9 protein-coding genes are annotated in these 18,633 nt (G+C 72.3%); 2 read left to right on the forward strand and 7 right to left on the reverse strand.

The features are described 5' to 3' along the window. Nucleotides 1-3: 3 nt before the first annotated feature. The 4 genes from KVT45_RS21870 to KVT45_RS21885 all read right to left on the reverse strand — a co-directional run bounded on the left by KVT45_RS21870 (nt 4) and on the right by KVT45_RS21885 (nt 8,029). Nucleotides 4-1,167 (reverse strand): AAA family ATPase, encoded by a 1,164-nt coding sequence (locus KVT45_RS21870; RefSeq protein ID WP_217549942.1) that lies wholly within the window; start codon nt 1,165-1,167, stop codon nt 4-6. Between the two features lie 79 nt (nt 1,168-1,246). Continuing rightward, a complete protein-coding gene (locus KVT45_RS21875) occupies nt 1,247-6,244 on the reverse strand; it encodes a hypothetical protein (protein WP_217549944.1) in 4,998 nt (1,665 codons plus the stop codon). Further along, nucleotides 6,241-7,095 carry a DUF4132 domain-containing protein gene (locus KVT45_RS21880; protein ID WP_217549946.1) on the reverse strand — a complete coding sequence of 285 codons (855 nt, stop codon included), beginning with the start codon at nt 7,093-7,095 and terminating at the stop codon, nt 6,241-6,243. Before KVT45_RS21880 ends, KVT45_RS21875 begins: the two co-directional genes overlap by 4 nt. A 541-nt stretch (nt 7,096-7,636) precedes the next feature. Then, nucleotides 7,637-8,029, reverse strand: coding sequence for a DUF5997 family protein (locus KVT45_RS21885; protein ID WP_217549948.1), 393 nt, complete (start codon nt 8,027-8,029; stop codon nt 7,637-7,639). A gap of 154 nt (nt 8,030-8,183) precedes the next feature. Between KVT45_RS21885 and KVT45_RS21890 the strand changes: the two genes are divergently transcribed. Then, complete coding sequence (locus tag KVT45_RS21890) at nt 8,184-8,975, forward strand: LysR family substrate-binding domain-containing protein (protein ID WP_217549950.1); 792 nt, start codon at nt 8,184-8,186, stop codon at nt 8,973-8,975. A 147-nt stretch (nt 8,976-9,122) separates the two neighbouring features. Continuing rightward, on the forward strand, nt 9,123-10,154 hold the full coding sequence (locus KVT45_RS21895; protein WP_217549952.1) for a methyltransferase: 1,032 nt from the start codon (nt 9,123-9,125) through the stop codon (nt 10,152-10,154). Here the strand turns inward: KVT45_RS21895 and KVT45_RS21900 are convergent. The 3 genes from KVT45_RS21900 to KVT45_RS21910 form a co-directional block, all read right to left on the reverse strand. Beyond that, nucleotides 10,151-11,653: an MFS transporter gene (locus tag KVT45_RS21900; RefSeq protein WP_217549953.1), complete on the reverse strand. Its 1,503-nt coding sequence runs from the start codon at nt 11,651-11,653 to the stop codon at nt 10,151-10,153. The two genes, KVT45_RS21895 and KVT45_RS21900, sit on opposite strands and share 4 nt — an antisense overlap. Before the next feature lie 97 nt (nt 11,654-11,750). Continuing rightward, entirely contained in the window at nt 11,751-14,567 is a 2,817-nt protein-coding gene (locus KVT45_RS21905; RefSeq protein WP_217549954.1) for a beta-L-arabinofuranosidase domain-containing protein, read from the reverse strand. A gap of 110 nt (nt 14,568-14,677) precedes the next feature. Further along, a complete protein-coding gene (locus KVT45_RS21910) occupies nt 14,678-18,616 on the reverse strand; it encodes an ATP-binding protein (protein WP_254647151.1) in 3,939 nt (1,312 codons plus the stop codon). Nucleotides 18,617-18,633: the final 17 nt, after the last annotated feature.

Consider the following 18,633-nt stretch of genomic DNA (forward strand, 5'->3'; position numbering starts at 1 on the left):
CGGTCACGCCTCCAGGACCGTGCGCAGGTCCCACAGCGTGCGCCAGGTCGCCGAGCCCTGTTCCGCGCGCCGGCGTACCGGACCGTCCCAGTAGCCGCGCAGCCGGGCCGCGTCGGCGGGGTCGTCCTTGCGCACGACGCCGAGCAGATGGCCCGGGAGCAGCCCGAGGACGTCGCGGTCCCCGGGGAAGTAGGCCGCCGACAGGGCCAGCGCGCCCGCCACCGCCACCGCCTCCGCCGTGCTCATCACCGTGGACGGGCGCTCCACCTCCCAGCCCTCCGCCGACCGTCCCTCGCGCAGATCACGGAACGCGGTGACCAGGGCCTCGAGGACCGCGTCGTCGACCTGGAAGGGCGCCCCGGCCCGCTCCACCGACGCCCGGGCCTGGCCGCGCACCAGCGCCGTCTCGGCGTCCAGATCCGGAATCGGGCCCACGGTCTCGAAGTTGAAGCGCCGTTTGAGCGCGGCGGACATCTCCGAGACGCCCTTGTCCCGCAGGTTGGCCGTGGCGATGAGGCTGAACCCGGGTGCCGCATGCGCCAACGCGTCGTCCGTGCCCGCCAGTTCGGGTACCGCGATGCGCCGCTCGGACAGCAACGAGACCAGGGAGTCCTGCACCTCGGGCAGGCAGCGGGTGACCTCCTCCACGCGTGCGACGGCACCCCGGGACATCGCGGTGAGGACCGGGGAGGGCACGAGTGCCTGGCGGCTCGGGCCCTGGGCGAGCAACAGGGCGTAGTTCCAGCCGTACTTGAGCTGGTCCTCCGTCGTGCCCGCCGTGCCCTGCACGACCAGGCCGCTGGTGCCGCAGACCGCGGCCGACAGCAGCTCGGACAGCATCGACTTGGCGGTGCCGGGCTCGCCGACCAGCAGCAGTCCCCGCTCACCGGCGAGGGTCACCACGCACCGCTCGACGAGGGCCCGGTCGCCGACGAACTTGCCTTCCACGACGAGCCGGCGCGGCACCCCCTCCGGTGCCTCGGCGTCGTCGGGCAGCCGCAGCGCCTGGCCGCCGCTGCCCATGACGAAGGTGACGACGGCCCGGGGCGTGAGCCGCCAGGCGGGCGGGCGCGGACCGGCGTCGTACGCGGCGAGGAAGGCCAGTTCGGCGGCGAAGTGGTCCTCGGGCGGGACGATCTGGCGGAGGGGCGCGGTGCTGGCGGTCATCGGTGGTCGTCCTTAGCGGCGGTACGAGTGGTGGTGCCGGCGGGGGTAGGAGCGGTAGTGCGTGTGGTACGGACCGTGGTCATCGGCGGCGGCCGCCGCGGGTGGCTCGCGTGGTCAGCTGCTCGTATGCGGGGGCGTCCCCGGCGCGTATCCGCTCCCAGGCGCGGGTGAACAGCTCCGGCACCGGGACCAGCGGGAGGGTGCGGCTGCCGTCGGAGACCGGGTAGAGGGCTTCCTTCCAGGTCTCCAGCGGCAGGGCCGGAGCCTTGAGGTCACGCCAGCCGCCGGGCAGGAAGAGGGTGCGGCCGGCGCGCGGCCGCTTCGCCTCGACGACCAGACCGGTCGCCGCCAGTTCGGCACGGGCCTTCTTGATCCGGGCGGGCTTCCAGCCGGTCCAGCGCGCGCAGTTGCGGTCGGTCGGGTCGGGCAGCGCCAGCAGCTGGAGGTAGAGCGCCGCCGCGTCCTCGCCGAGTCCGTGTGCCTCGGAGACCTCCGCGACCAGCGCGGGCACGCCGGCCGTGGGGTCCTGGGCGTACCCCGCGGGTCCCTCGGCCCCGAGGGCACGGGCGAGGTCGTCGCCGAGCAGCGTCCGGACGGCACGCAGCCGGGGCGCACGTCCCTCGCCGAGCAGGCCCTCCAGGAGCCCGAAGACGGGGTCGTCGGCTCCGCTCAGGGCTCCCGGCCGGAGCAGCACATGCTCCGTGTCCGAGTACCAGGGGCGCAGCACCAGGGCGTCACCGGCCCTCGTCAGCCCGTTCGCGTCGGCGCCGCCGGTCTCCGGCAGGCCGAAGACCTTGCGCAGCTGCACGCAGGTCGGGCCGCCCTTCTCCGTCCAGTCCATGTGCAGGTCGATCAGCAGCTCGGGGTCGGCCAGCCGGCGGCGCAGTGCGCCCAGCCCGTCCGTCAGTCCGGCCCGCAGCGGATGGCCGTACGGCAGCACGTAAGCCAGTGCGGCCAGGCTCTCCACGGCCCCGGCCAGCACGTACGGACCGGGCACCGCCGCCGGGTCGGCGGGCGCGAAGTCGCCGTCCTTGCCGGTCCGGAACACCGTGGTGCGGGCGAGCCAGGGCGTGCGTGCGGGGTTGAGCACGGCCTCGGCGTGACCGACGCCCATGCCGGCGAGGTCGGTGCTCAGCTCCTCCGGCAGGCGTACCAGGGTGCCGAGGCGCTCGGCCCACAGGCGGCCGGCGGCCGTCGTGTCGGGGCCGGTCGTCCACAGCTCGGCCGGGTCGTCGGGCAGCAGCGCGCCGAGGAGCTCCCGCTGCTCGTCCTGGCCCAGCGAGTCCAGCAGCTGTGCGCCGAAGGTCCGCTGACGGGGCTTGAGGCCGACGGTGGCGAGCCCCTCGGCGGCGGGGGAGTGCGGGTGGCCGGCCAGCAGCACGGCGGCCTGGAGGGGGCCGAGTGCGCCGTCCGTCGCGGCCGCCAGCGCTTCCGGGGCCTCGGGCCGCCAGGGTGCGGCGCCCTTCTCCCGGATCAGCCGGGTCAGTTCGGCCAGCCGGTCCGCCGGGATCCCGGTGGTGTACCGGGTCTCCCTGACCAGCGTGAAGTGTCCGACGGCACCGAACGCCCCGGACGGGTCGTGGTCCAGCGCCAGCCACTCGACCGCTCCCAGCTGGGCGTCGACGCTCTGGCAGCCGAGCACCACCACCGTACGGCCGTCCCGGCGCAGCACCTGCCCCACCCGCTGCTGCTTGCCGTGCGGCTCGCTCAGCACGGCAACCACCTGCCCTACCCGCTGCTGCTTGTCGTGCGGCTCGCTCAGCACGACCGCGCGCAGCGTGGTCCCCAGTCCGGGGAGCGGCCCCTCGGTGAGCGCCTCGAACAGCAGGAGCAGCGGCTCGCGCTGCACGTCGGTGAGGGCCGGTGAGGCGGCGCGGTAGGCGAGCGGGCGCAGGGCGCCCAGGACGGGCGTCCATTCCGCGCCGATGGCGGGGACGGTGTGCTCGTCGCTCAGCCAGCCGCCGCCGACGGGGGTGAGCCGCTCGCCTTCCGGCAGCGGCTTGCCGTCGGCGGGCCTGCCGGACAGCACGTGGTTCACCGCGCGGATCTGGCGCAGTGCGGCCCAGCCGCCGTGCCACGCGTTCTGCAGGGTCACGACTCCGGCCGTGGCGTCGTGAAGCGTCCGGTCCCCGCCGTGGAGCGGGGAGTAGTCGGCGAACATGCCCTCGGTCCGCTGCCGGGGCTGCCGCGGCCGCTCCTGCGCGGGGCTGGCCAGGGTCGCGGCGACCTCGGCGAACCGCAGTGCCGCACGGACGAGGGCGGCGACACCGGCCAGCAGCCGCCGGTCGGTGAGTTCGGGCAGCGCCCGCGCCACCGCGGCCAGGGTGACCGCGTCGGTGGTCGGCACCGCGGCCCTGGCCCTGTCGTCCTTCCCGGCCGCGGCCAGTGCCTGCTGCCGTTCGTCCAGCGCCGTCGCCGTCGCCCGCATCAGCTCACTGGCCGACGCGTCGGTCAGGGCGCGCAGTACGGCCGACCCGCGCTCGTCGCGGGGGCGCAGCGCGTGCCAGAACGCGACCGGCGGCACCAGCCGGGTACCGGCCGCGTACGCCCCGCCGGACTCGCCGAAGGACACCCGCCCGAGCTCGGTGCCGTCGTCCGCGTGCAGGGCGACGCTCTGGTACATCTGCGCGGCGATCGGCGCGGCCCCGCCCGGCAGCCGCAGCGCACCCAGCGGCACCCCCGGCACCCGGCCGTTGCGGGCCGCCCGCAAGGTCGCCGTCCGCCCGTCCGGGGTACCGGCGGTCGTCCGCGCCTCCACGCCCTCGCCCTCCGTGCGCACCCAACGCCCGAGAACCGTGCCGTCGGTGCCGAACGGGCTGTGCTCAAGGCCGGGTTGCAGCGGCAGCACCTCGCAGGAGTCGTGCAGCAGCGAGGCGTCCTCGCGGACGGCCGACGCCAGCAGCGCGGGCAGCGAGGCACGCCCGTGCTCGCCGGTCGCCGGGTCGTACTCCAGCCACAGCGACTGCCGCCCCTGCCTGCCCTGACGCCAGTACGTGGTGCCGTCGCCGATGACCGGGCGGCTCGGCGGCAGGACCGTGTCCCCGGCGTGCAGGGTGCGGCCACCGGTGGCCCGTCCGCCACCGGGCAGCGGTATCGACGCGTTGGCCGCGTCCATACCGGACCACCAGCCGGGAATCTGCTCGCCACCGAGCGGGACCACCTCGGACGGGCGGTTCGACCAGTAGCCGTGCTGCTTCGAACCGTCCCGCCACATCACCAGCAACTCGCCGTCGACGTACCGGAACCGGGGGCGCTGCCAGCGGTCCAGGTCCGTGGGCAGCCGCAGGTTGTGCGTGAGCAGGATGCCCTCGGGACCGGCGACGACCGCCTTGTGGCCCCGTACGAGGATCAGTGCGGGCCACGCCTCGGTCACCGACAGCGTGTTGTCCCGGTCCTTGCGCACCTCGGTGTCGAGCAGCTCCAGCGCCTCCTCCAGCGCGGGCCAGCCCAGTTCGTCCAGGATCCCGGCGCGCAGCGTACGGCCGAGGACCGGGACGATGTCGTACCCGGTGAGCCGGCGGACGGCCTGCGGGCTCTCCTGCACCACCGCGCGGAAGGGACGCAGCCGCTCCAGCTTCGCGTCTACGCCGGGCAGTCCGGCGGTGGCGGCGAACTCCGCGGTCGCCTCCTGCAGCCACTCACGCAGTACGTCGCCGAGCACCGGATGCGCGGCCACCTTGGGAAGCTCCGCGGGCCCCTGCCCCCGCCCGAGCCCCTCGACGGCCTCGAACAGCAGCGCCCGGTAACGGGAATCGGCGGCGACGGCCTTCAGGTCCCGCTCTCCGGGCCGCTTGTCGCGCAACCAGATGGCCAGCTGCAGGTGCACCTGCGTGTCCGCGTCGGGCACGGCCAGCGCGATGCCCTCCGCCACGCACAGGTCCAGCAGATCGAGGTCCGCCCCCGGCTGCCAGCGCCCGGTGAAGAGATCGACGGGCCGTCCGCCTGCACGCAGCCGGGGCGCCATCCGCTCGACCAGCGCCAGTGTCGCGGGGGAGCGGTGCGAGTACGCCGCCCCGTGCTTGCGGTGCTGGGCCCAACGGCTGAGCCACTCCGCCGCGTCGGCCTCGCCGCCCTCCTCGGTGAGCAGCAGGTCCGCCCCGCACTCGGCCAGCAGCGCCAGCCAGAACTCGTCGTCCTCCACCTCCCGGCCCAGGCCGGCCGGCATGATCTCCAGCAGCCGTGCCCGGATCCCGGGCCGCCGCTCGGCTAGGACCGCCAGCACGCTCCGGTAGGCGTTCCAGAAGGAGGCGGGCGCGCGTACCGAGGCCGGGGACGCGAGCAGGTCGGCGACCAGGGCGCACTCCTCGGTGACCCGGTCGAGCCCCGCCGCCCTGATCAGCCCGCGCGCGTCCTGCGGCAGCGAGGCGTACGGCGGCATGCCGGCCGCACAGCGCTCCACCGTCAGCTGCCGGAACTGCGCCCAGGCGGTGGCCGGTTCGAGCCGCCGCGCGAGATCCCTCACGTACTCCTTCAGCGCCTTGACGGTGAGCGCCCCGGCGAAGGCGAACTCCAGGAACACGGCCCGCTGCCGCTCCTCGTCCACGGCCAGGGCGTGCACCCGCTCGGCCTCGCGGGCCTTGCCGAAGAAGGCGGCCGCGTAGGTCGTGTTCTCGTGCTGGAGGAAGACCCGGGCGGCCTGCTCGTAGAAGGTCGGCAGGAAGTGCGGGACCGCGCGGCCGAGCCGCTCGCCGAGCGCCTCGAAGCCCTCCTTCGCGTTGCCCGGCTTGGACTTGGCCTGCCGGGCCAGCCGCTCGACGTCCTTGACCAGGGCGAGGGCGTGATGGCCGTTGGCCGGGTCGTGCACCAGCGCCCAGGCCGGGAAGCCCAGGGTCTCCCGGCGCACCTGACCGACCTCGGGCGCCTCCGGCTCCCGGGCCAGACCGAGGAACTCCAGTGCCAGGTCCTCGGCCTCGCCGAGGGTGCCCGGCACCAGGCGGACCACCGCCCGCCCGTCCAGGGCGGGGTGCGTGTACGTGCGTGCGGTCAGGACGTCGGCGTCCTCCCGCGCGGTCGTGCCCGCGGGCAGGATCGCGCCGGCGTCGAGCAGCGCGGCCGTGGTGTCGTCGTACGTGGTCATGCCGCCCGCTCCTCGTCCTCGATGTCCCGCCCCGCGTACAGCGCAGCCGCCATCCGCATCCCCTCCGACCAGGCGACCGGGCCGACCTGACCCAGCCTCAGCGTCCGGCCCGCCGGATCGGTCCACGCCAGCGGGCCGGTCTCGGTCTCGAAGTAGCTGTCGTAGTCGCCGATCCAGACCCGGGCCTCGACCCCGCGGCCCTCCTCCAGCACGGAGCACACCGCGTATCCGCCGCGCACGCGGTACCCCAACTGCGTGGCCCTGCCGTGCAGGAACCTCAGCTCCTTGAACACCCCGCCCGCGTACTCCTCGATCTGGGTGCCCTCCGCGTCCACCGCGGCCGGGCGGTGCCAGACCTCCCGGAAGAGCTGCTGGGCCTTCTGCTCGACGCCGAGTTCGACGGCGAACTCCCGCAGCTCCTCCAGGTCTTCGAGGAGCACCGGGTGCGGCAGCCGGACCAGTTCGGGGGCGATGCGCACGGTGTCGCCGTCGAGGTCGACCAGGCCGAGCCCGCGCCCGGCGTCGGCGTCCCGCAGGAACCCGGCGACCTCGCCGTCGGCGCCGGTCACCACCAGGTCGCGCAGCGCCGCCTGCCAGGCGGGGTCCGGCCAGACCCGCGTCAGGACGGCGAGCGGCACCGGAAGGGACCGGGTCATCCACCGCTCCACGTCGGCCAGGCACTGCCGTTCGTGCCGCTCCAGCCACTCGGTGAGCTGCCGCAGTCCCAGGACGGCCGGATCGTCCGCCAACTTCGCGGGCACGGACTTCAGCCGCCGCCCCGCCGCGTTGCGGCAGACCACTTTCCCGTCGTCCAGGGCCACCTCGTAGTCCCCGGCCGTCACCCACCCCATGCGTGCCTCCCCGCACCGCAGTGATCAAGTGATGGCGACTGTAGGGGAGACCACTGACAACGCCTCCCGCGGTCTGTGCCCGGATGGGGAAACCGCAGCTCAGCGACGAGGGAAGGGGCGGTGGGGGATGGGGACGAGGCGGAGGCGGGGGTGACCGGTGAAGAGGTTTGGGGCTGGGGGAGTTGGGAGCGGACGGTGGAACGGATCGGGGACGGAGCGGTGGTGGAAGCGCACCGCCGACGGGACGGGACGGGATGGGACGGGGCTGGGCGGAAGCGGAATCGGCAGCGCACCAGGGCGGGGACCGGTGCCGGACGGCGGTGGGAGAGGCCGGCGGACCGAGGGCGGGGTGGCCGGCGACAGGAGAGGACGGCCGGCTGAGAGTGCTGTGCGGGTCGGGCGGTCGGCGTCGAGGTGGGCAGGGCGGTGGCCGTCGTGGGCCGGCGGACCGGCGAAGGGGCGCGGCCGGTACGGCAACGGCCCCGGGGCGCAGGCGGAGGTGCCTGGACCGGGGCCGTGGGAAAGTCGCGCGGGCGGGGGCTCAGCCCTGACCCGACTCCTTCTCCCGCTTCACGTTCTTCAGTCGCACGGTCTCCTTGCGGACCTCGGCCTGCGTGGCGCGCTCCTTCTCCAGCCACTCGGGCAGCTCGCGCTTGAGCTCCTCGATCTGCTCGGTGGTGAGCGGCTCCGTCACCCCACCGCGCGCCAGCCCCGCGATGGACACGCCCAGCTTGGCCGCGACCACCGGACGCGGGTGCGGTCCGTTGGCCTGCAGCTCGCGCAGCCACTCGGGCGGATTCGCCTGGAGCTCGGTCAGCTCGGCGCGCGAGACGGCACCCTCCTGGAAGGCGGCGGGCGTGGCGGGCAGGTACACGCCCAGCTTCTTCGCCGCGGTCGCGGGCTTCATCGTCTGGGCGGTCTGGTGCGAACTCATGAGGTCAAGGGTATCGGCCGGTCGCGGGAGCCCCGACCACGACGGATGCGGGGCGGCCGGCCACGACGGATGCGGGGGCATCGGCCACGACGGATGCGGGGCATCGGCCGCGGCCGATGCCGAGCGGTCGGCCGGGGCCCGTTAACCTGGGCTGGTGACAGGCTCGGAGGAAACACCGTCGTTCCGGCTCGCGTACGTCCCCGGCGTGACGCCCGCCAAATGGGTTCGGATCTGGAACGAGCGTCGGCCCGACATCCCCCTCACCCTCCACCAGGTCCCCGCCGGCGAGGCGTCCGGCCTGCTGCGCGCGGGTGAGGCGGACGCCGGTCTGGTGCGGCTCCCGGTGGACCGTACGTTCTTCAGCGCGATCCCCCTCTACACCGAGACCACGGTGGTCGTCGTCCCCAAGGACCACCTGATCACGGCGGTCGAGGAGGTCACCGTGGCCGACCTCGGCGAAGAGGTCCTCTTCCACCCCCTCGACGACGTCTTCGACTGGGACGCCCCGCCGGGCGAGCCCGCCTTCGAGCGCCCCGCGACCACCGAGGACGCCGTGGAACTGGTCGCCGCCGGTGTGGGTCTCCTGGTCGTGCCGCAGTCCCTGGCCCGCCTGTACCACCGCCGGGACCTCACCTACCGGCCCCTCACCGACGGCCCCGAGTCGACCGTCGCCCTGTCCTGGCCCGAGGAGGCCACCACGGACATGGTCGACGACTTCATCGGCATCGTCCGCGGCCGCACCGTCAACAGCACGCGTGGCCGCCAGGCCGCACAGACTTCGCAGCCGGCCAAGACGACAGGGGCCTCGCCGGAGAAGGCCAAGCGGGCGAAGAAGCCGGCCACCGCGGCCAAGGCGACGCCGGCCGCCCGCAGCGCACGCGCCCGTGCCGCCGGCGCGAAGTCGGCCAAGCCCGCGAAGCGTGGCAAGCCCCGCCGTAGCTCGTAGGCCACGGCCGGGCCCCCGGCTGTCCCCACTTGCCTCTCGCCCGCTCCCGATCTGCTCCCGCGCGCCCCGATCGTCTTCCGCGATCCCGGGCCCGCGCGATGTCACGATGCCTCCGGACATCCCGGACATCCACCGCTGGAGGCGCCCGTGTGCCCAGAAGCAGCTCCGGACGAAGCCGTAGACCCCCGTGCCTCGTCCGCGTTCCTCGTCAACGAATCGCTCGGCTACCTGTTCCCGGCCGCCCTGCGCGCCGCCGCGGTCGTCGGCGTCGCCGATCACCTGGCCCACGGCCCCCGCACCCCGGCCGAACTGGCCGAGGCCACCGGCACCGACCCGCGGAACCTCTACCGGGTGCTCCGGCTGCTCGCCACGCGCGGCGTCTTCGAGGAGGACACCGGCGGGCGCTTCCGGCTCACCGCCGCCGGTGACGCGCTGCGCACCGACGCACCCTGCTCGGCCCGCTCGGCCGTGCTGATGAACACCGACCGCAGCATGTGGCTGCCCACCGCCGACCTGAGCCGCTGCGTGAGCGAGGGGACCTCCGCGTTCGAGAACCTCTTCGGGCTGCCGTTCTTCGACTACTTCGCGCAGGACGAGGACACCGCCGACGTCTTCCACTGCGGGATGGCCGCGATGTCCGACGCCGAGAACGAGCCCATCGTCGCCGCCTGCGACTTCCCGCCCAGCGGGACGGTCGTCGACGTCGGCGGCGGCCACGGCGGCCTGCTGCTGGCGGCACTCGACCGCCACCCCGGTCTGCACGGCGTCCTGTACGACCAGCCGCACGTGCTGGCCGGACACCGGCTGGACACACCCGGGACCGCCGGACGCTGGGCCACCGAGACCGGCGACTTCTTCACCGCCGTACCGGAGGGCGACGTCATCGTGCTCAAGCGGATCCTGCACGACTGGGAGGACGAGCAGTGCGTGACCCTCCTCGACCGCTGCCGTGCCGCGCTGGCGCCGGGCGGGCGGATCCTGGTCGTCGACGCCGTGGTCCCGCCGGGCAACGCACCCCATCAGGCCAAGGCGCTCGACCTGCTGCTGATGGCGTGCCTGGTGGGCCGGGAACGCACCGAGGCGGAGTTCGCCACGCTGTTCGAGTCCGCCGGTCTGAAGCTGTCCAGGGTCGTGCCGACGTCGACCGTGCTCTCGGTGGTGGAGGCGGTGGCGGCTTAGGGTGCCAGGCTCTCGGCCTCCGGCCTCTCCGGCGGCGCCTCCGGCATCCCCTGCACTTCCAGCGCCTCCGGCGCCTTCGCCCGTTCCCCCAGATCGGCCACCGCCAGGCCCAGCGCCACCAGGATGAACCCGACGGATGTGAGCAGGCCCAGCTGGAGCGCCTCGGTGGCCGGGCCGCGGTGCGCGAGGTGGGCGAAGTACACCGAGCCCACCACCGCGATCCCGGCCGCCGAGCCGACCCGCTGGCCGGTCTGCAGGACCCCGCCGGCCGCACCGGCCCGCTTCACGGGGACGCGGGTGAGGGTGAGCGTGGTGTTCGGGGAGACCGTGATGCCGGAGCCGATGCCTCCGATGACCATCGGCACCACCGCGGCCCACCCGAAGCTCTCCATCGGCACCAGCCACACCACCGCGATGATCCCGAGCAGCCCCAGCGCCACCCCGGAGAGACCGATGACGACCAGCTTGCGCCCGTGGCGCACCACCAGCCGGCCGCCCAGGGCGGCACCGACCGCCGAGGCGATCGCGAAGGGCAGCACCGAGACTCCGGCGGCCAGCGCGCTGTATCCGGCCGCGTTCTGCAGGAACAGGGCAAGCACGAAGAAGACCGTCGTGAAGCCGGCGAAGTAGGTCAGGCTGATCAGCGCGCCGAGCGTGAAGGACCGTTGCGAGAACAGGCTCAGATCGACCAGGGGCGCCCGTCCGAGCCGGCCCTGCCGCCGCTCCCACACCCAGAACAGGCCCAGCAGCACCGCGCCCACCGGCAGCAGCGCCCACTTCTCCGGTCCGGTCCACTGCTGCTCCTGCACCAGCGGCAGCATCAGCGCGAGCACACCGGAGCCGAGGAGCAGCACCCCGAGCGGGTCGAACCGCTCCCGCCGGTCCGCCGACGCGGGGTACCGGGGCAGCAGCCGCAGACCCGCGGCGAACGCGGCGATGCCGATGGGCAGGTTGACGAAGAACACCCAGCGCCAGCCGTCGTCGGTGCCGACGGCGTCGATGATCAGACCGCCGGCCAGCGGACCGACCGCCGTCGAGACCCCGATGACGCTGCCGAGCAGCCCGAAGGCCTTGGCGCGTTCGGAGCCCTGGAACATCTGCTGGATCAGCCCCGAGGTCTGCGGCGCGACCATGCCCGCCGCCGCGCCCTGGATCAGCCGGAACACCACCAGCCGGTCGGGGCTCCCGGCGAGCCCGCAGGCCGTCGAGGCCACCGTGAACAGGGCCAGCCCGACCAGGAAGGCCTGGCGTCGCCCGCGCATGTCGCCGAGCCGGCCCGCCGGGACGAGCGCCAGCCCGAAGGTCAGGGCGTACCCGGAGACCACCCAGGACTGGGCGGCCTCCGTGGCTCCCAGCCCGCGCTCCATCGAGGGCAGCGCCACATTGACGATCGAGGTGTCGAGCAGCGAGATGAAGCCGGCCGCGAGACACACCCCGAGCGCCTTCCATCGGCGGTCCTCGGTAACCGGCCGCTGCGGCTTTGCCCAGGTCGTGGTCATACGGCCACGCTATGCAGCCATCCCGGGCATCGCACGACCGGCGGAGCGAACGGCTGATCGAACTGCTCCCTCCGAGTGACCGCCTGCGTCTGTCGCGTCAGGCCGCGTACGACGCCTCCCGGGCCGTGGCCAGCACCCGGGTGCCGTCCGCCCGTGCCAGCAGCCCGTCCGCGACCCACGCGTCCACCACCGACCCCACCCGCGTCACCAGCGCCCCCTTGTCGCGGAACGGCGCCGCGGCCCACACCTCGTCCAGCAGCGAGCCGCCGTCGGACCCGACCGGGTTGGCGACCCCGGAATCGAGGCCGCCGAACACCACCGTCGGCTCCGAACGGCGGAAGTAGGCGTGCGTCGGATCCTCGGTCCCCTCGTAGAAGGGGGCGAATTCCGTTCCGTTCGTTCCGTCCGTTCCGTCCAGTCCGTCCAGTCCGTCCAGGGTGAAATGGAGCGGGCTGCCCGCCACCGGGGTCAGGGACGGCAGCAGATCACCGGAGAGTCCGGCGTTCCGGTACAGCCCCAACTCCAGGTGGTCCGTGGCGGCGTTGCGCCCGACCAGACTGACCGGCCCGTAGAACAGGGCCTGCACCGACGGATCGTCGAGGGCCTTCTCGACCCGCAGCCGGAACGGAATCGACACCCGCACGGTGTCCCCGGGCCGCCAGGTCCGCGACACCGCGAAGTAGCTGCCCGGCCGCGGAGCTCCGGGTACCGCCCGTCCGTTCACCGTGACCCGGAACCCGGCCGTCGCCCAGACCGGCACCCGCAACCGCAGCGCGAAACGGGCCGGTCCCCGCCCGCCGACGGTGAGCGTACTGCCCTGTTCCCGGGGAAAACCGGTGCGCTGGCTGACCGTGACGCCCTTCTCGGCCCAGGTCAGCGTGGACGGACTGTACAGGTTGACGTAGAGGGCGCTGCCGTCGGCCGCCGCGAAGTACACCGAGTCCTGGTACTTGGTGGCGGACTCCATGCCCGTGCCCTCGCAGCAGGTCGTGCCCTGCTTGGGCGTGTAGTCCCGCACATGACCGGGCGTCAGCCCGATGAAGTACGTGACCAGCGGCTTCTCAGCATCGGCCCGGTCCTGCTTGGAGCCGAGCACCTGGTTGTACAGGGCCCGTTCGTAGTAGTCCAGGTACGCCGGATCCTGCTCGTGGAAGAACAGCGCCCGGCTCAGCTTCAGCATGTTGTACGCGCAGCAACTCTCGGCGGTGGTAGCGCTGATGGTTCCGGCGATCACGTCCCGCGCCTTCCAGAACTCGGCTGTACTGGTGCCGCCGATGGCGTACATGCGGTGCGGCACGACCATGCCCCAGAAGTTCTTCGCGGCCGTGAGGTAGCGATCCTCGCCCGTCGCGTCGTACAGCCGGACCAGGCCGGTGAAGATCGGGATGTGCTGGTTGGCGTGCAGCCCGTCCAGCGTGTCGGTGCCCGCAGCGCAGGCGTCGATGAGGCTGTCGAGGTCGAACAGCCGGGCCAGCGCGAGGTGTTCGGCCCTGCCGGTGAGCTCGTGCAGGTCGCAGATCGCCTCCACGATCCCGCCGAACTCGCCGCTGGAGAAGATCCCCCACATCCGCTGGAGCGTGGCGGCGGGCAGCACGGACAGGCGGGAGTACATCCAGTCGCCCATGCCGGACGCGAGGTCCAGAGCCCGCTCGTCACCGGTTGCGGTATGTGCGTCCAGCAACCCCCGCAGGATCTTGTGCGCGGTGTAGTACGGCGCCCACACCTTCGTGTAGTCGCTGCCGGTCATCGACTCCAGCAGGATGAACTGGGTCTCCGGACAGGCCGCGAGGAACCCGGGGTGGCTCGGCCCGCCCCAGGTGCGGCGCAGGACGGCGTCGAGGCCGCGCCCCGACCCGTCGGCGAACCCCGGCCCCGAAGTCTCGCCGAAGGCGTACGACACCAGGTCGCCGCTCGCCGGCGCGCTGTGCAGCGCGGCTATCTCGTCGCCGCCCAACGCCCGCGACCACACGTCGAACCCGCCGAAGGCGCCGGCGAAGACGGGGTCGGCGGTGTAGTGGGAGCGGCCGAGCCAGTGATCGGCGAGGGTGCCGAGGGCGGCCGGGGTGAGCGACATGGCCGTGTTCCGGGCCACGGGTGTGCCGTTGACGTACAGCGTGCCGGTGCCGTCGGCGATCGTCACCGCGAGGTGGCTCCACCGGTCGAGGGGCAGCGCGGCGGTGCCGTCGAGCCCCTGCTCGGTGCCCGCGCCCCCGGTGGTGATCGCGAACCGGGGCACCCCGCTCGCGTTCCTGACGGCGAGGTACAGATACCGGGTGGTGTCGTTCCCGAAGTCGAACACCCGTGCCCAGGAGTCCTCGTGACCGGGTTTCACCCAGGCGGCCAGAGTGACGGCGGAGGTGTCCCCGAGCACGCCGGCCGGCAACTCGACGTACCGGTACGACCCCCGCTCGTTCTCGGCGGCCCGTCCGCCGAACACCCCCGGCACGCTCAGCACGGACGGCTCCTGCCGCAGGGCCTCGCGCACCTCGTCCAACGCCCCCACCATGGTGCGGATCCTCGCCCCGAACACCTCCTCCCCGGTGCTCGCGTACGCCTGCGCCAGCATGGTCAGGAAGTGCCCGGTGTAGTGCCCGCGCAGATTTCCGTTGGCCTCCCCGTCCAGCCCCTCCCAGCCACCGGGCGCCACCGCACCGTCCGTGTCCAGTCCCGCGTTGGCCCGGAACACCTGCAACAGCCGGTTGACGTCGTAGCCGCGCGCGTGGTCGAGCACCAACGCCCGCTTCTCGGCGAACAGCCCGGGCTCCAGCACCACGTCACCGAGCCCGAACGGCCGTACCTTCCAGTCCGCTTCGGCCGCGGCTGACGCACCACCGACCGCCACATCGGTCCCACCGGCCGCGGCGATCAGGGCTGACACCTGGAGGAGGGTCCTTCGGGAGAGGGGCTGGGACATGGGCTCCTCCAGGGATCAAGTTGTTCGAAATTACGGACGGCGTTCGGGGGGCTGCCCAGACGTTATGAGTGAGGTGGGGGAGCGTCAATGGGTCCGGATCGGATTCGTACTCAGGGGAGTTGGGGGCGGGGGACCCGAGCGAGTGCGGCTCGGATCGTTTCGGCGGGGTCGGGGAGCGGGACACCGAGTTGGCGGATGAGCGAGACGATCTCGGGGATGCCGGTGCGTTTGCGCAGCGCGGTCTTGTGCAGATACTCGAGCGGGAAATGCCTCACTTCCGGCACTTCGCCGTCAGGCAGGTCGTCAACCCGGAGAAGTCGCAGGGCTTCGCTGAAGGCGAGACCCTTCGGGAGTCTGTCGTGTGAAGTCGGGATGTTGCAGGCCTGCAGTCGTTTGGCTACCGCGGTGGGGCTCGCGCCTACCTCGCGAGCGGCCAGGAGGACGTGGCTGAACGGCACGACCTGGCCCACTTCCATGTACCACCAGTCGATGGCGCTGTTCTCCTGCAGAAGTTCCCGATCCAGCCAGGTGGGACGGCTGGGGATTTTCAAGGGGAGGTCGAAACCGAAGCGCCGCATCCTGTCGATCTTGTGCCTTAGATCGTTCAGGTCCTCCACCTGGCTGAAGACACTGCTGTACCGGAGGGGGAGCTGCGGTGTGAAGCATTCGTGGAAGGTTTCGTCCCACAGCATCCAGATGTCGTCACCACAGGCGTCGGGAGGAAAGGGGGCGGGAGGTGTGAGCCCGAGGGATGCCAATCGTGTCAGCACCTCCGACGGCTCCAGCTTGAGTTTTTCGGCCACCTCCAAGACGTGTCCGGCGGGCGTCGGCATGTCGTCCAGCCAGGGGTATTCGCCGTCTGCGCCGGCGCTGAGCAGCAGAAGATCCTCCTCGGACGGATGCGCTGGCAGACGGTCGGCGTTGGCCCGAAAACCATGGGCTGCGAGTCTGCTGCACACCTCGCTCACGGGCAGTCCGAGCCGGATGCTCGCCTGGGCAATGTGGCCCAAGGGAACCACCACGTCGGGGTCCAGACATCCCGCGGCCCTGTCTGCCGGATCGACCCGGAGTAGATCGTCCTTCTCGGCCGCTTCGCTCAGCGCTACTACGACATCCGTGATGTGAAAGCCGAAGCTGCGCAGGAACGCGGCGGTCGACGTGACACCTGTTCCGGAGCGCAGAGCCGCGTGCATGAGAGCACCGGATGAGACGGCATTCCTGCGGGTCAGAGAGCGCCCATGGGCGTTCTCGAATGTGCGGCTGTTGCCCATGGTGAGTTCAGCGTTGTCCGACCAGTGCCGGGGGGAGTTGTCGTCGAAGCCGAGGACGGCCAAGCGTCCGGCGACCTCGCGCCCTGTCAAGTGCAGCCTTGCCGCCGCCTCGGCGATGGCCACCAGACCCTTGGCGTTGCTCCACCCCTGGCCACTGATATGGGACTGAAGGAGCCATTGGTCGGAAAACCTTGGCGTCAGCACAGGACCGGCACTCTCGATCTCCGGGCACACCTCGGCCAGTGTCCGCAAGGCCGCGCGCGGACGGCGGGCGAGGACCCGCCAGAGGTAGATGTGGTCCGGGGCCTCGCCGTTGACGAAGGCCCAGTCGGGCTGCGCGTACACGCCACCGTCTGTGTACCGGTCACCCGGCACCAGGGACACGTCGGCCGGAAAGAAGCCCGCCTGGCCGTCGCCGAAGGCCAAACCTCGGTATGTCATATCCGGTGCCGCTGAGGAGAACCGGGATGCGACGATGTCGCCCAGTACCGCGCTGCCCTTCGCCACGTTGCAGAGCCACACGAAGTCGGCCCATCGGTCATCGCCTTCGGTCAGTACGTCCGTGGCGGCGCTGAGCAGTTCCCGGACAGGCCATGCCACATCGTCGACGACGTTCCTGCGGTCCACCGAGAGACGCGCTGGGGATGACTCACCACGGAGGTTGACCACGGCGCCCACAAGGCCGGAGTCGTTCGGCGACAGCACTCCGCCCCGTGCCGTGGGTTCGACGAGCAGGCCGTCCACCAGCAGTGCGCCCCCGTGTTCGCACCAGATGACCTGCGGGTCGGTGGAGTCGCGAGGCCAGTACGCCTGACGCCCGTGGGCGTTGAGCCCGAAGTTCTCGGTCCGGCCCCTGGCATCCCTCTCTTTGAGCTGTCCCACGGTCCAGGTGCTGGTCCGCCCACCGTGCTGTGCCGACACGGGAAACTCCGCGAGGGCCAGCACACGTTCCAGGACATCGACGGCGGACCAGGACGCCGTATCGATATCGGACCGCAGATAGAGCCGGACGCGTGTTCCCGGCTGTCGCCCGCGCGCAGCGGTCTGCACGATGCGGAACAGATGACCCGGGCCGCAGATCGCCACATCGAGGACCGGCCCCGGCAGTCCGTCGGTGTCCATCCGGCACGTGGTGACCCGAATCTCGTCGGCGAGCATGAAGTAGCTCAGCACGCCGATGCCGAAGCGGCTGTTCGGATACAGCTTCACCGGCGGGTCCAGCGACTCCCACCGGGCCCGCTCCAGCTTGAACTCCAACTGCTCCGCGAAGCGCGCCCCGGCGTGCGAGAACACACCGCGCAGTTCGGCCTCGCCCATGCCGATACCGTCGTCCACGCAGTCGAGATAGGCCCGACCGTCGTCGTCGACGCCCTGGACGAAGGAGATGCTCCCGGGGTACGGCGTGCCGTGCGAGCCGGTCGTGCGGTCGAGGTACTCCTGCCGGGCTCGCCGGTAACGGCAGGCGTCGAGCGCGTTCTGGTACAGCTCCCGGACGGCGAGATCGCGATCCTTGTACAGCTCGATACCCATCGCCAGATCGAGGACACGACGCCCGTCGCTGCGGAATCTCGCGTACCCGTCGAAGGCGCCGTCACGGGGCACCACACCGTCGGCGGACAGCCGGGTCGGGAGGTCCGGCATGGGTTGGTTGACCCGTTCGCGCACGGTGCGCCGTACGGCGTGCAGCAGGGTGTCGGCGCGGCCCGTGTACTCCCGCAGTCCTTCGACGACTGCCTCGTGATGACATTCGGCCCGGAGGACCGGCAGGTCGCGTGAGCCGCCCCAGTCCGCCGCCGTGAGCGTGCGACGCAGTTCGTCCAGGTCCACCGGGTGCGGGATGGCGAGATGCTCGGCGACGATGTCAGGCAGTGTCGTCATCTCGGCGGACATGCTGTAGCCCAGGGCCAGGAGCAGAGCGGCCCGCTGGAAGCGGATCTGCTGGTGACCTGGACCGCAGCGGACCCGTTCGTCGGGAGGCAGGAGGTTCAGGAACTCTGGATGACAGACATCGGGCCCCCGGCGCAACCCGTGCAACAGCGCGGCCAGCCGGTCGGCCGCGAGCACCCTGTCCAACTCCTCGGCGCCCCTGCCCAGTTCCCGCAGGAGATCGGGGACCGACGTCGCATCGGCGAACTCCTCGTGCTGGCTGAGCCAGCGGTGGCAGATCCACCAGCCGACGAGCGGTTCGGCCTCCGGGTCACGCAGGGCGCGCTGGACCAGTACGTTGTTCTCTTCCGCGAAGAGCTCGTACGCCCTTCTCAACGGCCCGGCGTTGGGCTCGGGGCGCAGCGACCAGGGACGTACTTCCATGAGCCGTGCCGTCCGCCGCAGGGAGTGGACCCGGTGGAGGAAGGGGAACAGCACGAGGAGGGCGGCCTCGGCCGGATACAGGTCGAGACCGTGGGACTGCGCCCGTGCCTGTTGCTGGGGCGGCTCGCCGAGCAGCCAGTCGACGTTGCCGAGGAACGTGCTCGCGATCGGCGCATCGCACCACGGATCCTGTTCCAGGCGCCGTTCCAGCTCGTCGCGCATGCGGGCCAGCGACGTGGTGATGGCTGCGACCTGTTCCCGGTGGTGCGCAGTGTCCCGGCCGGCCGGGACATGGCGCCAGACGCCGGAACCGACGGCCTCGCGTACCCAACGGTCCCGTGTGACGGGTTCGGTCTCCGAGGGCGAAGCCGCCAGGTGGACGTTGACGTTCACGTTCCCGATCGACTCGGCGTTGATGGCCGTCGCGTTGCCGCTCACGATGTTGTTGTGGGTGCTGCCCTCCGCCAACCTGCCGCTCCCTTCTG

The sequence above is a fragment of the Streptomyces sp. GbtcB6 genome (assembly GCF_019091475.1).
Taxonomy (GTDB): domain Bacteria; phylum Actinomycetota; class Actinomycetes; order Streptomycetales; family Streptomycetaceae; genus Streptomyces; species Streptomyces hyaluromycini.

Bases quoted from the DNA above. Each gene is read 5' to 3' on its own strand.
- KVT45_RS21905 (WP_217549954.1), bottom strand. From the start codon at position 14,567: ATGTCCCAGCCCCTCTCCCGAAGGACCCTCCTCCAGGTGTCAGCCCTG.
- KVT45_RS21900 (WP_217549953.1), bottom strand. From the start codon at position 11,653: ATGACCACGACCTGGGCAAAGCCGCAGCGGCCGGTTACCGAGGACCGC.
- KVT45_RS21870 (WP_217549942.1), bottom strand. From the start codon at position 1,167: ATGACCGCCAGCACCGCGCCCCTCCGCCAGATCGTCCCGCCCGAGGAC.
- KVT45_RS21880 (WP_217549946.1), bottom strand. From the start codon at position 7,095: ATGGGGTGGGTGACGGCCGGGGACTACGAGGTGGCCCTGGACGACGGG.
- KVT45_RS21885 (WP_217549948.1), bottom strand. From the start codon at position 8,029: ATGAGTTCGCACCAGACCGCCCAGACGATGAAGCCCGCGACCGCGGCG.
- KVT45_RS21875 (WP_217549944.1), bottom strand. From the start codon at position 6,244: ATGACCACGTACGACGACACCACGGCCGCGCTGCTCGACGCCGGCGCG.